Origin of the sequence: Faecalibacterium sp. BCRC 81149, from assembly GCF_022750605.1 — a bacterium.
In the GTDB taxonomy this organism is placed as follows: domain Bacteria; phylum Bacillota; class Clostridia; order Oscillospirales; family Ruminococcaceae; genus Faecalibacterium; species Faecalibacterium duncaniae.
In genome coordinates this window covers 44,935-58,833 of sequence record NZ_QXJA01000008.1, presented here as the reverse complement: position 1 = coordinate 58,833, position 13,899 = coordinate 44,935, and the positions used below count along the sequence as shown (strand labels likewise).

At 63.2% G+C, this 13,899-nt stretch carries 12 protein-coding genes and 1 other RNA gene; 4 read left to right on the top strand and 9 right to left on the bottom strand.

The window, feature by feature from the left end:
• Positions 1–30: 30 nt before the first annotated feature.
• From dprA to D3F01_RS09965, 7 genes are all read right to left on the bottom strand, one after another.
• Complete coding sequence (gene dprA, locus D3F01_RS09995) at positions 31–1,176, bottom strand: DNA-processing protein DprA (protein ID WP_242888404.1); 1,146 nt, start codon at positions 1,174–1,176, stop codon at positions 31–33.
• Complete coding sequence (locus tag D3F01_RS09990; RefSeq protein ID WP_242888402.1) at positions 1,173–1,952, bottom strand: RNA methyltransferase; 780 nt, start codon at positions 1,950–1,952, stop codon at positions 1,173–1,175. The genes dprA and D3F01_RS09990 overlap by 4 nt, the downstream gene beginning before the upstream one ends.
• Before the next feature lie 80 nt (positions 1,953–2,032).
• Complete coding sequence (rplT, locus tag D3F01_RS09985; protein WP_005935552.1) at positions 2,033–2,383, bottom strand: 50S ribosomal protein L20; 351 nt, start codon at positions 2,381–2,383, stop codon at positions 2,033–2,035.
• A 53-nt stretch (positions 2,384–2,436) separates the two neighbouring features.
• Positions 2,437–2,640, bottom strand: coding sequence for a 50S ribosomal protein L35 (rpmI, locus tag D3F01_RS09980; protein ID WP_005935556.1), 204 nt, complete (start codon positions 2,638–2,640; stop codon positions 2,437–2,439).
• A gap of 18 nt (positions 2,641–2,658) precedes the next feature.
• Positions 2,659–3,210, bottom strand: a complete 552-nt coding sequence (gene infC, locus D3F01_RS09975) for a translation initiation factor IF-3 (RefSeq protein WP_005935558.1) — start codon at positions 3,208–3,210, stop codon at positions 2,659–2,661.
• A gap of 255 nt (positions 3,211–3,465) precedes the next feature.
• Entirely contained in the window at positions 3,466–7,167 is a 3,702-nt protein-coding gene (locus D3F01_RS09970; protein WP_242888399.1) for a UvrD-helicase domain-containing protein, read from the bottom strand.
• Complete coding sequence (locus D3F01_RS09965; protein ID WP_242888396.1) at positions 7,164–10,517, bottom strand: PD-(D/E)XK nuclease family protein; 3,354 nt, start codon at positions 10,515–10,517, stop codon at positions 7,164–7,166. Before D3F01_RS09965 ends, D3F01_RS09970 begins: the two co-directional genes overlap by 4 nt.
• Positions 10,518–10,719: 202 nt before the next feature.
• Here D3F01_RS09965 and ruvX point away from each other — a divergent pair, with 202 nt between their 5' ends.
• On the top strand, positions 10,720–11,151 hold the full coding sequence (ruvX, locus tag D3F01_RS09960) for a Holliday junction resolvase RuvX (RefSeq protein ID WP_005935569.1): 432 nt from the start codon (positions 10,720–10,722) through the stop codon (positions 11,149–11,151).
• Between the two features lie 89 nt (positions 11,152–11,240).
• Here the strand turns inward: ruvX and D3F01_RS09955 are convergent, their stop codons facing one another.
• A complete protein-coding gene (locus tag D3F01_RS09955) occupies positions 11,241–11,984 on the bottom strand; it encodes a peptidylprolyl isomerase (protein WP_242888394.1) in 744 nt (247 codons plus the stop codon).
• Between the two features lie 281 nt (positions 11,985–12,265).
• Here D3F01_RS09955 and D3F01_RS09950 point away from each other — a divergent pair, with 281 nt between their 5' ends.
• From D3F01_RS09950 to D3F01_RS09940, 3 genes are all read left to right on the top strand, one after another.
• Positions 12,266–12,580: a DUF1292 domain-containing protein gene (locus D3F01_RS09950; RefSeq protein WP_005935590.1), complete on the top strand. Its 315-nt coding sequence runs from the start codon at positions 12,266–12,268 to the stop codon at positions 12,578–12,580.
• Positions 12,581–12,609: 29 nt separating this feature from the next.
• Positions 12,610–12,813, top strand: a non-coding RNA gene (gene ssrS / locus D3F01_RS09945) — 6S RNA.
• A gap of 160 nt (positions 12,814–12,973) precedes the next feature.
• On the top strand, positions 12,974–13,603 hold the full coding sequence (locus tag D3F01_RS09940) for a hypothetical protein (protein ID WP_242888392.1): 630 nt from the start codon (positions 12,974–12,976) through the stop codon (positions 13,601–13,603).
• Between the two features lie 49 nt (positions 13,604–13,652).
• Here D3F01_RS09940 and D3F01_RS09935 read toward each other — a convergent pair whose 3' ends face one another.
• A complete protein-coding gene (locus tag D3F01_RS09935; protein WP_097770821.1) occupies positions 13,653–13,892 on the bottom strand; it encodes a DUF378 domain-containing protein in 240 nt (79 codons plus the stop codon).
• Positions 13,893–13,899: the final 7 nt, after the last annotated feature.

Genomic DNA, 13,899 nt, shown 5'->3' with positions numbered 1-13,899 from the left:
AGAGGTTTCATTCAACTTAAATTGCGCAGTTCAGCGCAGAATATACCGCTTGCCGGGCAGGCAGGTCACACGGCCCGCCAACTCCAGCTTCATCAGGGTGCCCAGCAGCAGGCCGGTGGGCAGGCCGCTTGCCGTGCCCAGCTCCTCCACGCCCTTTGCCTTGGGGCCGATACAGGCCAGCACCCTGCGCTCGGTCTCGCTCATGGGGTCAGGCGCAGAGCGCACCGCCGCCGGAGCCGCCGCGCCCCGCAGGCCCAGCACCCCGGACAGGTCGCCGGGTTTGCAGACGGCTTTGGCCCGGCCCTCCCGCAGCAGGGCATTGGTGCCTGCTGAGTTGGGCGAGTAGATGCTGCCCGGCACCACGAACACCGGCTTGCCATACCGCTCGGCATGGTTGACTGTGGACATGGTGCCGCTCTTTTCCTGCGCTTCCACCACCACCAGCGCCGAGGACAGCGCCGCAATGAGCCGGTTGCGCTGCAAAAAGCCATTGGGGCCAACGGGGCCGCTCTCGGGCGGGTACTCGCTGATCACGCAGCCCTTTTGCTCGATCTTTTTCCGCAGCTCCCGGTTGGAGGCCGGGTAGGTGCGGTCAATTGGCACGCCCAGCACCCCGATGGTGGGGCAGTTCTCCTTCACTGCGGCCCGGTGCCCGGCGCTGTCCAGTCCATCGGCCAGACCGCTGACGATGATGGCCCCGTTTTTGGCCAGACCGCTGCCCAGGTCTGCCGCCGCCTGCAGGCCGTACTCGGTGGGCCTGCGGCTGCCCACCATCCCCACAGCCCCCGGCTCATTGAGCCAGAGCGGGTCGCCGGTGCAGTAGAGTACCAGCGGCATATCGGGAATGCGGGAAAACGCCAGCGGGTAATCCGGGTCGTCATAGGGCAGGATGCGGATATTCCGCGCCGCGCAACGCCGCGCAAAGGCCCGGTAATGCGCCGGGGTGTTGTCGGGCAGGTTGGCCCGGGCAAAGGCCGGGCTGCCCACCGCCTTGCGGAACGCATCGGAATCCCGGTTCTCCCAGGCCTCCTGCGCCCCGCCAAACACATCCAGCACCCGGCCTGCATGGCCGCTGCCCGCCCCCAGCGTGTTTGCCAGCCAGAGCCAGCAGAGCAGCGGGTCGGGGGCCGGTTCGGGCGGGAAAAGACTGGTCTGGCCGAAGCCGGGCCCGGTCACAGGCTCTCCTCCCGGAAATGCCACAGCAGGATGCTGCCCGCAATGCCGGCGTTCAGGCTTTCCACCCGGTCGGTCATGGGGATGCGCACAGTGCCGCTGCAGGCAGCAATGGTCTCTTCCGTCAGGCCCTGGCCCTCGCTGCCGATGACTACGCAGACACCGCCCGGGTAGCCGGGCCGGGCCGCGCTCAGGGGCTGGCTCTGATAGAGTGCCGCCGCAAGGCAGGTGATGTTCTTTGCCCGCAGGGCGGCAATGGCGGCAGGCATTGCCCCCACCTCCATCACCGGCACCCGCACGGCGGCCCCCATGGAGGCCCGCAGGGTCTTGGGGGCAAACACGCTGGCACAGCCGTCGCTCAGCAGCACGCCGTCAAAGCCAAACGCGGCGGCAGAGCGCAGCAACGTGCCCACGTTGCCGGGGTCCTGCACCCGCTCAAGCGCCAGATACCGCCCGCCGGTCTTTGCCTCGTCCAGCGTGTGCACCGGGGTGCGGAACACGCCGAACACGCCCTGATGGGTGCCCACATCGGCCAGCTTATCGGCCACATGGTCCTCCACCAGATAGTGCTCCCCGGGCAGCTCGGCCAGCTCCGGGCACTTTTCCAACGCTGCCTCGGTGCAGAACAGGGTCTCCAGCGCCGCGCCGCGGCAGAGCTCCGGGCAGAGCTTGCGGCCCTCGGCCAGAAATTTCCCCTCACTGCGCCGGAACGCCCCGCTGGAAGCAAGGCGGCAGGCATATTTGATCTTTGCGTTTTCCCGGCTGGTGATCTTTTCCATGCGGTCCTCCAGAAGATACTAAAATATACAAAAAGGACGCCCGCGTATTTTACTACGCGCGGGCGTCTTTCAGGTCTTTATCAGGCGTTCTTCACGGTCTCGACCAGAGCAGCAAAGCTCTGAGGATCGTTGATGGCCATCTCGCTCAGCATCTTGCGGTTCAGCTCGATGCCTGCCTTCTTCAGGCCAGCCATGAAGGTGGAGTAGTTCATGCCCAGGGGACGAACTGCATTGTTGATGCGGCAGATCCACAGGTTGCGGAACTGGCGCTTCTTCATGCGGCGGCCAGCCAGAGCGTAGTTGCCGCTCTTCATGACCTGCTGCTTGGCCATCTTAAAGTGCTTGCTCTTGCAGCCATAGAAGCCCTTAGCCAGCTTCAGCATCTTCTTACGACGTTTGTGAGTCATGGTTGCGCCCTTGATACGTGCCATTTTTTATATCTCCTTTAGTTATCTCTTAGAATGTCTTTGCCTGCGGCTCGCACTTAGGCGTAGGGCAGCATGCTCTTGATGGTAGCGGCGTTGGTCTTGTCAACGTAGTTGGGCTGACGGTAGCCACGGGTCAGCTTGGTGGTCTTCTTGGTCAGGATGTGGCTGCGGAATGCGTGGCCGCGCTTGATCTTGCCGTTCTTGGTCAGCTTAAAGCGCTTCTTAGCGCCGGAATGCGTCTTCAGTTTCATCTTAGCCATTTTAGTTTCCTCCTAAAATTAGTCCTTATTGGGTTTCGGGATCAGCAGAATGGACATCGTGCGGCCCTCAAGCACCGGCGGCTTATCCATGCTTGCCTGGGGCAGAGCCTCGGCAAAGCGTTTCAGCACGTCAGCACCCAGAGCACTGTGCGCCATCTCACGGCCGCGGAAGCGGATCGAAGCCTTCACCTTGTGACCAGCAGCCAGGAACTTGGCAGTCTGGTTCAGCTTGGTGTTGAAGTCGTTGGTGTCAATATTGAGCGAAAGGCGGGTCTCCTTGACCTCGACCACTTTCTGGTTCTTCTTGGCTTCCTTCTCCTTCTTCTGCTGTTCAAAACGGTATTTGCCGTAATCCAGCACCTTGCACACAGGCGGGGTAGCCTGCGGTGCGATCTTGACCAGATCGAGCCCGGCTTCTTCTGCAGCGCGCATGGCCACCTGAATGGACACAACGCCCTTCTGCTCGCCATCGGCACCGATCAGGCGAACTTCACGATCACGGATCTGACCGTTGATCTCCAGTTCCTTCGACTTTCCAGCGGTAGCGATAATGAATGCACCTCCAAACAATAATCCATAGTGTTGCAATATTTGGCATAGAAAACGCGGCCGCCCATTTGCAGGACAGCCGCGCGAAATTTCACACAAAAGCGCAGTTCGTTCAAAGAATCGAACCGTGTTTGGGTATAGCCCGGGGATTCCGACCCCACAAGGCGAGCGCGGCACAGGCCGTAGCTGCTTTCTTTACCGGAACAGTTTACCACACCCACAAAGCCCTGTCAAGCACTTTTACGCGATTTTGCAATAAAATATTCGTGCAGAGCATCACTTGACCTCGATCAGCTTCCCCAGTTCCAGCGAGTAGATGCCCTTATAGGTCACCGGTTTCGGGGCAAAACGCTTGCTGATGGCAAGGGCATAGAGGTCAAGCTGGGCGCGATAGGCGGCAAGGAAGTCGTCCTCGGATTTTCGGCGGTCCGTTTTGTAATCCAGCAGCTCCAGGTGGTTCGGGAACACCAGCACCAGATCAGCGATGCCCTGCACCAGCACCTTTGCCTGTGCCACGGCAGCGCTGTCGGCGGGGGCAGTCCCCTGAGCGGTCAGCACCTCGGCGGCAGGCAGGGCCGTGATGAAGTCCAGCTCCCGCAGCACCTCATCTGCGGCACAGATGCGCGCAAAGGCTTCGCTCTCCACAAAGCGGCGGATGCGCCCTGCATCCAGCTTCTCCGCAATTTCGGGCGCGGTGAGCTTTGCTTCCACCTGCCGGTCACGCTCGGCGGGGATCGCCGTTTCCAGCGTACCCACCTGCTTTGCCGCCGCAAGAGCCGCAAAATCGGCGTGCTCCAGGAAGGCGTGGAGGGCCGTGCCCATCTCGGCGGCGGTCAGGCCGTCCTTTGCCAGAAAGCCCGGGCGCTCCAGCGTGGTCTGCTCTGCCTTGTGGACGATGCCGGTCACGCTGACCTTGGCGGGCACTTGGGCCAGCTCCGCCGCAGGGTACTGCCAGGCAAAGCCCTGCCGCAGTGCCTCGGTCAGGGCCGGGTCTGCCTGGGCCAGCGGTCTTTCCTCCAGTTCCGGGTCGGGCGGCTCCACGCCCTCGGGCAGCGCCTGCTGCACCGTCAGGGTAATGGTGCTCCCGGTATCCGCAAAGGGCAGTTCCAGATCCTCGGCCAGCCGGCGCAGAGGGCCGCCGTTAGGGTGGACGAGCAGGGCCGCGCGGAGCCAGTCGGCAAAGCTGTTTGCCTGCCGGCAGAGCGTCTGCCCCGCCCCGGCTTCGAGGAAGGCCGCCGCTCTGGTAAAGGGGTTGGAGGTCTTTCCGATGCCCAGCGGCACGGTCAGCATGAGCTTATCCTGCGCGCGGGTCAGCGCCACATAGAGCAGGCGCATCTGCTCACTGCGCATCTCGGCGGCGTGGACATTGGAGAGCGCCGTGTAAGCCGCCGTCCTGTACGCGCCCTCGCCCTCCTCGGGGCGCAGGCGCAGGCCCGCTCCATATATCCGATGCAGGAGCACCGGCTGGCGGGTATCGGCGGCATTGAAGCGCCGGGCCGTGTCGGCCACAAACACCACCGGGAACTGCAGGCCCTTGGAGCGGTGGATGGTCATCACGGTCACACAGCCGGGGCGGGAGCCGCCGGGCACGGTATCCTGCCCTGTGGAGCCTGCCAGCGCCGCAGCGTCAATGGCCCGCACCAGCGCCGAGATGCCGCCGGAACCGGCCCCGGCGCAGAAGGAGGCAAACCGTCGGGCATCCTCCCTGCGGCGGGCACCGTTTTCCATCACGCCCAGTGCGGCAAGGTAGCCGGTGGAAGCAAATATCTCCTCCAACAGCTGTTCTGCCGGGGCACTGCGGGCCATCCGGCGCAGCTCGGTCAGCCGGGCATAGAACGCCCGGACTTTTCCGGTAAAAGGAGTGTCTTCCCCGCTGTTCACGGTGAGCAGCAATGCGCCGTAGAGGCTGATGCGCTGGGGGGCGTTTTCCCCCTGCTGCTTCTGGATCTCTTCGGCTCTGGCCCGCAGGCGGACAAGGTCGTCATCGGTGAAACCGAACAGCGGGCCCAGCATGGCGGCGGCAAGATAGATATCCTGCGCCGGGTTGTCAATGACCTTCAGCAGGGCGATGAGGGGCCGGATGTGGGGAGCATCCAGCAGGTTTTCGCGGGCATCCGCATACACCGGGATCCCCCGGGCAGTCAATGCTTCCACATAGGCTGGAAAATCAATGCGCGCCGCCAGCAGGATGCAGCAGTCCTCGTACTGCACCGGGCGGGTGGCACTGCCGTCCCGCACCGGCTCGCCGCTTTGCACCATCTCCTCGATGCGCCGGGCGATCCAGCCCGCGTCCGTTTCGGCGGTGTCATCGGGCAGGAAATGCGCCTCCACGCTGCCCGTGTATTCCCCGGGTGCCCCGCAGACCAGCCGCTGGCCGTCGCCGTAGGCCGTGTCACCGAGTTCCGGGGACATGAGCCGCTCAAACAGGAAATTGATCCCTTCCACCACCTGCGGAGCCGAGCGGAAGTTGGCATCCAGCGCCAGCATGGCATCGGTGCCGGGGGTTCCCTCTGCCGGGCGGGGCCGCGCTGCGCCGCCGGGCAGGGCGGGCCAGCTGTCCAGTTTTTCCCGGAAGATGCTGGGGTCTGCCTGCCGGAAGCGGTAGATGCTCTGCTTCAGATCTCCCACCAGAAAGAGGTCGTCCCCTGCCGGGGATGCAAGGCACCGGTACAAGGCATCCTGCAGGGCGTTGGTGTCCTGATATTCATCCACCATCACGGCGGCGTAGTTCTGCCGGATGACCCCGCACAGCGCAGTGGGGGTGCCGTCCGGGTCACGGAGCAGGCGGAGGGCCTGATGCTCAAAGTCACTGAACTCCAGCAGTTTCCGGTCCCGCTTTTTGGCCGAGAACCGGGCATCGAAATCCCGCACCGCCGCGAACAGTGCCCGCAGGCGGGGCTCTGCGGCCCTGCGGTCTGCCTCAGCCTCCTCTTCACTGCAGGGGATCTGCTCAAGGATCTGCGCAAACAGGGCCGCGCCCTCATCGGCGCGGGTGCGGATGACTTTTTTGTGTTCGCCGTTCAGCCGCTTTTTCATCCCTTTCAGGCCGGGCAGCTCCTCCATGCCCAGCACATAGGGGGTCAGCAGATCGTAAAGCGGGGTCCACTCCCCCGCCACGGCCAGCTGTTCCACCCTGCCCAGCAGGGCGGCAGCCTTGTCCAGCCGTTCCTGTGCATCGGTATATTTTTCCAGCACGGCATTCTTTGCCTTTTCCCGGGCAGAGGGCGTTTTCTTTTCCTCGGCATCGGCCAGCTCCTGCTCCCGGTCGCCCGGGCAGTCAGCCAGCGCAGCGCGGAACAGCTCCCCTGCCGCCCGGGCACTGCGGGCAGCTTCGGCCAGCAGCAGATCATGCCAGCAGGTGGCAGCAAAACCATTTTCCTCCTGCCACGGAGCCAGAAATTCGTCCAGCTTTTTGTCGTAATCGGGCAGGGCGCGCAGAAAATCGTAGACATGCAGGATCGTCTCCCCCGCCGCACGGTCGGTGCGGCCCTTGCCGTAGAGGTCGGCAAAGGCACAGAAATCCGGATCACGGTAGGCATTTTCCAGTGTCTCGCTCAGGGCAGAGGCCCGCAGGAGCTCCACACTGCCGGGGTCTGCGGGGGAAAAGTCCGGCGGGATATCCAGCGCCTGAAAATGCTTGCGCAGCAGGTCCAGACAGAAGGCATCGATGGTGCAGATGGGCGCGCGCTGCAGCAGCATCCGCTGGCGGCGCAGCGCGCCATTGCCGGGTTCCGCCTGACTGCGCTTCAGAAGCGCCTGCCCGATGCGGGCCCGCAGCTCTGCCGCCGCCGCATTGGTAAAGGTAACGATGAGCAGACGGTCCGCATCCACGGGATGCTCCGGGTCGGTGATGAGCCGGACAGCCCGCTCGGTCAGAACAGCCGTTTTGCCGCTGCCCGCCGCCGCGCTCACCAGCAGCGCGCCGCCCCGGTCCTCGATGGTGGCCTGCTGGGCGGGGGTCCACTTGGGTTCACTCATGCCTGTTCCTCCTCTCCCTCTTCGGGCTGCCCGGGAGCCTCAAAGGGCTTTGCGGGGGCCTCCAGCGCCCGCTCCCCGATACCGGTCTCGTGGCAGCAGACAAATCCGTAATCACACCACTGGCAGGGGCTCCGGCCCGTGATCAGCGGCTCGGCGGCGATCTGCCCCTCATAGAGCTGCTGGCCCATCCGGGTCACAAGATCATCCAGATGCAGCTGGATGCGGTTCAGCTTGGCGATGTCTGCCCGCTTGTCCTTCTGGTAGGGGCTGGGCGCGCCTTTGTAATAGGAGAAGGGCAGGTATCTGCCGGTCTCGTCGGCATCCATGGCATCGAACAGCTTCTGCTCGTCCCGCACCAGACCGTCCAGCTTGTATTCCACACTGTGAGCCGCCTTTTCGCGGGTGGTGGTCTCAGGGGCCGGGTCGGCCAGCAGGTAGAGCACACCCGCCGGTTCCGCCCCTGTAAAGCGGCCGCTTTTATCCCGGGTCAGGCTGAACAGGTAGAGCAGCATCTGGCAGTCCAGACCGCAGTAGACCTCCTTCAGGTCCAGCTTTTTGGTGCCGGTCTTGTAGTCCACCACCCGCACCCAGCGGGTGCCGTCCTCCTCCACCCACTCGTCGGCACGGTCCACGGTGCCCACCAGCTGGACGGTGCGCCCGTCCGACAGGTGATACACCTGGGCAGGCACGGCATCCTCGCCCCGGCCGATCTTCAGCTCACAGGCCACGGGCTTGAAACTGGACTGCCGCTGCTCATCCCGCAGGTAGAGCAGCAGGCTTGTCATGCTTTTTTTCAGGCGGGAGAGCAGATAGGCAAAGCGGGCGGTATCCTCGGGCAGATAGCGTTTGGCGTACTCGTCCACCAGCAGCGCGGCAAGGCTCGCCATGGCCTCATCGTCCAGCTCCATAAAGGGCTGCAGCGCCGCCATGGGGTTGTCCGGGCCGGGGTGAGGGTCCAGCGCCATCTGCAGCACCCAGTGCATCAGGGTACCGCTCTGGTCGGCGGAAAGCTCGGCCCGGCGGCGGGGCCTGAGCCCCAGCACATACTGCAAAAAGTAGCCGTAGCGGCAGGTATAATATTTTTCCAGCTGACTGGGCGAAATGCGCAGCTTCCGCCCCAGCAGCGCTTCCAGCGCAGGCAGGTCATGCACCTGCCGGGGGGCAGTGTCGGCCATCCGGCGCAGCAGGGCAAGGCCCTGCGGCTCGGTCTCGCCGGGGGTGTGCAGAGCCTCTGTCAGGCTGGCGCGCTCGGTCTCCGTCAGGGGCCAGCCGCCGCCCAGACAGTCCAGCCCATCTGCAGGGGTGGCCGCAAGGTCCGTCAGTTCCAGCTCCGGGGCAGCAGGGGCCAGCGCTTCCACGAGGGGTTCCAGCGCAGCGCAGAGGGTCTGCCCCTGCCCCTTGGGCCAGCTGAGCCACAGCCCCTTTGCAGGGGCGGTCAGGGCCTTGTAGAAGCAGACCTGCTCACGCACCACACGGTTCTCAAAGCAGTCGGGCAGGTCGATTTCCTGCGCCATCAGGGCATCGCGGTCGGCGTGGGTCAGCAGACCCACCTCGCCGGGCGCGGCCGGGAATTCCCCCTCGGCCAGCCCCAGCACAAACACATAGTCCGGCGCGTCCAGACGCATCTTGCCTGCGCTGGCCAGCACCACCGCGTCCAGGGTCTGGGGGATGTGCCCCAGGTCGGACGAGCGGAGCAGCAGCCCGAACAGATCCTCGTATTCGGCCACAGTCACGGTCTGCTCCCCCAGCAGATGGGCCATCTCGTTCAGCAGCCCCATGACCACGTTCCACTCCCGGGCGGCTTCCTCCGCCGCCGGGATGCCCCGGCCCGCGCGGATGGCCTTTACCTGAGCGGCCTGCTGTTCCTCAGCCCCCAGCGTTTTCAGGCAGAAATACACCGCCCGGCTGATGGCCTCGGCGTTGACCCCGCGCACCTTGGCCCGGAATGCATCCACTGCCCCCACGAGCAGGGCGCGGGCATATTCTGCCTGCTCCCGGTTGCGGAGATCTTCTTCGGTCAGCTCCTGTTCCCCAAAGCCCTTGGGGCTGCGCTCGAACTTCTCCCGCCAGGCCGCCGCCGTGGGGGCCCAGGTGTAGGCATAGTTTTCCAGCGCGCAGACCTGCTCCTCGCTCAGGGCACACAGGCCGGTCTTGGCAAGGGTGGTCAGGTTCTCGGTCAGGTCGGCTCCCCGGGCGATCTCCAGCAGGGCCCGCACCGCCGTGGCCGGGGCGCTGAATTCCGGGGTGGTGGGTTCATCGCAGTACAGAGGGATCTCCGCCATCCGGAATTCATACCGGACAGCGGCACGATACTTGGCGATATCGCGGCAGACCACAGCGATCTTTCCGCACCGCACGCCCTGCCGCATCAGCCGCCGGATGGCACCGGCAGCGGCACGGGCCTCCTCCTCCCGGCTGGGCGCGGCAAAAAGCCGCACCTCGCCCGCCGGGGCATCCGCGGTGCAGCTGCCGGTCTCCAGCAGCTCTGCCACTGCAGCAAGGCCCGGGGCGTTCCGGTGGCGCAGGTCCTTGCGCAACAGCTGCGGAACGGCCACCTCTGCCCCGTTTTTCCGGGCCAGCTGGCGCAGCTGCGCCGCCACCTGCTTGGCCCCGGAGAACAGGCTCAGGTCACCGGGCAGCAGGGGGGCTCCGTCATCGCAGAGGGCCACCGTCACGCTGGGCAGCGCCGCCAGCATAGCCCCCAGCAGCCGCTTTTTGGGGGCGTTGAAGGTATCGAACTCATCAATGAACACCGCCCGGTCCCGCAGAAACTCCGGCAGGCTGTGCCGGGCCAGTGCTTCCTCCAGCCGGGCTCCGGCCAGCTCCAGCCGGTCAGAGGGATCCATGCCGCTGCGGGCCAGCAGGGTCTCGTAGCCCTGAAAGATGAGGGCCAGCTCACTGAGCTTACCGCTCTCGGCTCCGCAGGCACCGGCCAGCTGTGCCAGCTGCTGGCCGGAAAGGCCCGCGCTCTTCAGCTCGTCGATGGTCTGAGCCGCCATCTGGCAAAAAGCCGCACTGCGCCGGTGGCGGTGATAATAGTGGACATTGTCCTGCAGCTCCTCCAGCGCCCGGCGCACCAGCACGGCACGGCCTGCGTCAGAGAGGGTCTGCACCGCCGCGCCGCCCTCGGTGGAAAGGATCTTTTCTGCCAGACTGGTAAAAGAAAAACTCTCCACCATGCCGGACAGGGCATCCCCCAGCTCACGGTAGATGCGGCCCTCGGTGCTGGAAGTGAATTGTTCCGGCACCAGCAGAATGCTTTTTTCCCCTTTTTCGGCCCGGGCGCGGATGCGCTGGTACAGCAGCGTTGTTTTTCCGCTGCCGGAGCCGCCCAGAAGTAGCTGTAACATTGTTTTCTCACTTTCTATAACGAGCTCACCCTCTCAGTCAAAGCCTGCGGCTTTGCCAGCTCTCCCGAAGGGAGAGCCTTTGGCATATCGGGTCAGCCCTGCGCAATGGATAATAATTGAGTTTATTGTACCGCAAAATTGAAGAAAAATCTATTCTGTGGTAAACTGAGGAAAAACAGCAAAACAGGAGGGGCACTTCCCCATGAAGATTCTAGCAGTTGATTACGGTGCCAGCCGCACGGGGCTTGCGGTCTGCGACCCCACCGAGTTCCTGACCACGCCCATCACCCCCCAGATCACCCTGAAGGCCCGGCCCAAGGTGGCCGCCGAGGTCTGCCGCATTGCCCAGGAGCAGAAGGCAGAGCTCATTGTGGTGGGCCTGCCGCTCAACATGGACGGCACCGAGGGCGAGCGCGCCGAGAAGAGCCGCAAGCTGGGCAAGACTTTGCAGATCTGGAGCGGCCTGCCCGTGCGGATGTGGGACGAGCGGCAGTCCACCTGTGAAGCCGCTGATATCCTGGACGAGGTGGGGACTTTTGGTGCCCACCGCAAGGCCATTCTGGATTCCGTCAGCGCCACGGTCATTCTGGAGGATTACCTCGCCTGGCGCAAGGAGCACCCCGGCGAAATTTGAACCGGAAGCAAAAAGAGACGCTTTTCAGCGCCTCTTTTTCGTTTATATGGGTAATGTCACGGGAAAGCCGGTTTTGTCATTTTCAGTTGTTACTGCGCCTGATATGTCTCAATGCTGACGCTGTTGATGGTGATCGTTTCCGTGGGCTTCTGGTTCTCACCCACGGCGGCCTGAGCGATGGTGTCCACCACGTCCATCCCCTCGTACACCTGGCCCAGCACGGTATCGGTGTAGTCGAGGTAGGGCGCGCCGCCAACGGTCTGGTAGGCCGAAACAACCTCAGCGCGGTAACCTGCACTGTTCATCTGGTCAGTGAGTTCCTGGGTGACGGAATCCCCGCCGGGCAGAGTGGACATGATATAAAAGACGCTGGCGCACTGGCCGGAGGAGTCCGCCGCCATGCAGAGGGCACCGGAATAATGGTGGAGCTTGTCGGTGGCCTCAGCCGGGTAGCGGCTGCCGTTCCAGATGGTGGTGCCCTTGCCGTCAGTTCCCTGCCCGGCCTCCACCACAAAATCCTGCTCCACACGGGTCACGGTCAGGCCGTTATAGTAGCCCGCCTGCACCAGACCCACAAAATTATCGTAGGCCTGCGGGGCCTGCTCCGGGAAGAGCACGGCCTTGAACACACCCGCCGTGGTATCGAACACCGCCACGGGTTCCCCCGCTGCCGGGTGGGTGAACTGCAGCTCGGCCGATTCCACCGCCGGGCGGGTGATGGTCTTTGTTCCGGCTCCGCTGCTGCCGCCGATGTTTTTCACAAGGCTGCAGCCGGACAGTGCAAAACTCACGGCCAGCAGCAGCGCCGCCAGCCGGACACGGGTCTTATTCATAAACAGATCCCTCCGTTCATATTCTGATAGCAGTTCCCCCGCACGCGGGAGATACGCAGAATTCAGTATAGCATATTTCTGCCCGGGAAGCGAGAGGGAAATGCGTGAAAATTTGTCGTGCATTTTCTGTGCGAAAAACATCTTGACGAGCAGGCAAAAAAACGCTACACTATAAGCACAGCAAGGGACGGCGGGAACGCAGCAGATCCTGGGCTGTGTGCGTAATTTTATTTGAGTACCATCCCTTTGATTGGGTTTGGATAGACAGGAGAACGTATCTTATGGCAGAAGAGATCAAGAACCCGAACACCGAAGAGGAATATCAGCCCGATCTGATGACTCTTGAGGATGAGGACGGCAATGAGGTCACGTTTGAAGTGATTGATGCACTGGACCATAAGGGCGTGCATTACCTTGCAGTTGTCGAATACGCAGAGGATGAAGAAGATGTCAACGAGGACGCACAGCTGGTCATCCTGAGCGTGGGCGAGGACAGCGAGGGCGAATATCTGGACGTTGTGGAGGATGACGAGACTCTGATGGAAGTCAGCAAGCTGTTTGAGCAGCGCCTGAGCGACCAGTTTGAGATCGAGTAATTCCCCAGCACAGACAGATTCCCAGGCAAGACTTCCTGCCCGGCGCGATTTGTTGCGGTTTATATGATCCTACTAATCATTCAACGGGAGCCCGGAGTTCTCCGGCGGATTGCAGACCTCCCCGCCATGGGTCGACCATGGAGGTTCGATGAGGAAGCGTGAATCCGGCGACAGGGCACCCACCTGTCCGTAAGGGTAGGTTTGATTGCCGCAGACGACCGGGCGGGATCTTTTTATAGCATTGCATCCACCGCTGGCCTGCCACAAGGCCAGTGTGTGGATTTTTTTATAGGACGACCTCTCAGGCGCTGATGCCCCCGCACCCCCAGCAGGGGATACGGCATTGTGCAGCGATGCCGGAGAGGTTCTTGCGGAAAGGATGTGCATTGCGGTATGAAAAGCGAACATCTGGTGGGGACGAGCATCCCCCGTTTCACCTACGACACCCCCACGGTGCCGGGCAATGATTTTTACGCCCTGTGCGAGGGGGAGCATCCGCTGTGCATGATCTTCCTGCCCGGGTTCGACCACCCTGTCAGCCGCGAATATATCACCCGCTACCTGAAAACGCTGCCCCAGCTCAAGGGGGCACGGCTTGTCTGTGTGGTGCGTTCCTCGGCGCAGGCGGTGGCAAAGGCCACCCACGGCTCAGATTTCCCCTTTCCTGTCATCTGCGACGGCCCCGGCGTGCTGTACGGCTACCTGGGCGTAGAGCAGACCCGCGGCCTGTTGAGCTGGAGCTTTGCGGCCCAGAAGATCTACAAGGCCGCCAGAGATGCCGGTTACCACTACGACACCAAAGCCCCTCAGCTGCTGCCGCTGACGCTGGTGGTGGGCCATCTGGGCCAGATCCTGTTCACCCACTCGGGCCGCAGCCAGACCGACCTGCCCGAGGACTGCGCCGCCATCAGCGAGATCGTGCGGGCTGTGGAAAAGGCAACCGCCCCCACCGACGGCCCTGCAGACCCCCACTGCTCGGATGAGACCCTCACCCTGCCCGATCTGGTGGGTTGGGATAACTGAATCCACAAAAAACGGCTGCTGCACATTTTTTCCGTGCAGCAGCCGTTTTTTATTCTTCCGGTTCTTCTGCAAACAGCCCCGGGATGCCGCAGACAGCGGCCACGCCCACCACCGTAAACACGATGCGCGACCAGATGGAGCTGCTGCCGCCCAGCAGCCAGCCCACAAAGTCAAACTGGAACAGGCCCACAAGCCCCCAGTTGATGCCGCCAATGATCATCAGGATCAGGCACACTTTATAAAAGGTCTGCACAAAAAGACCTCCTTTCCTTTGGGCAGTTTTCCCCATTGGAAAG

Bases quoted from the DNA above. Each gene is read 5' to 3' on its own strand.
- D3F01_RS09990 (WP_242888402.1), bottom strand. From the start codon at position 1,952: ATGGAAAAGATCACCAGCCGGGAAAACGCAAAGATCAAATATGCCTGC.
- rplT (WP_005935552.1), bottom strand. From the start codon at position 2,383: ATGGCACGTATCAAGGGCGCAACCATGACTCACAAACGTCGTAAGAAG.
- rpmI (WP_005935556.1), bottom strand. From the start codon at position 2,640: ATGGCTAAGATGAAACTGAAGACGCATTCCGGCGCTAAGAAGCGCTTT.
- D3F01_RS09970 (WP_242888399.1), bottom strand. From the start codon at position 7,167: ATGAGTGAACCCAAGTGGACCCCCGCCCAGCAGGCCACCATCGAGGAC.
- D3F01_RS09965 (WP_242888396.1), bottom strand. From the start codon at position 10,517: ATGTTACAGCTACTTCTGGGCGGCTCCGGCAGCGGAAAAACAACGCTG.
- ruvX (WP_005935569.1), top strand. From the start codon at position 10,720: ATGAAGATTCTAGCAGTTGATTACGGTGCCAGCCGCACGGGGCTTGCG.
- D3F01_RS09955 (WP_242888394.1), bottom strand. From the start codon at position 11,984: ATGAATAAGACCCGTGTCCGGCTGGCGGCGCTGCTGCTGGCCGTGAGT.
- D3F01_RS09950 (WP_005935590.1), top strand. From the start codon at position 12,266: ATGGCAGAAGAGATCAAGAACCCGAACACCGAAGAGGAATATCAGCCC.
- D3F01_RS09940 (WP_242888392.1), top strand. From the start codon at position 12,974: ATGAAAAGCGAACATCTGGTGGGGACGAGCATCCCCCGTTTCACCTAC.
- D3F01_RS09935 (WP_097770821.1), bottom strand. From the start codon at position 13,892: ATGGGGAAAACTGCCCAAAGGAAAGGAGGTCTTTTTGTGCAGACCTTT.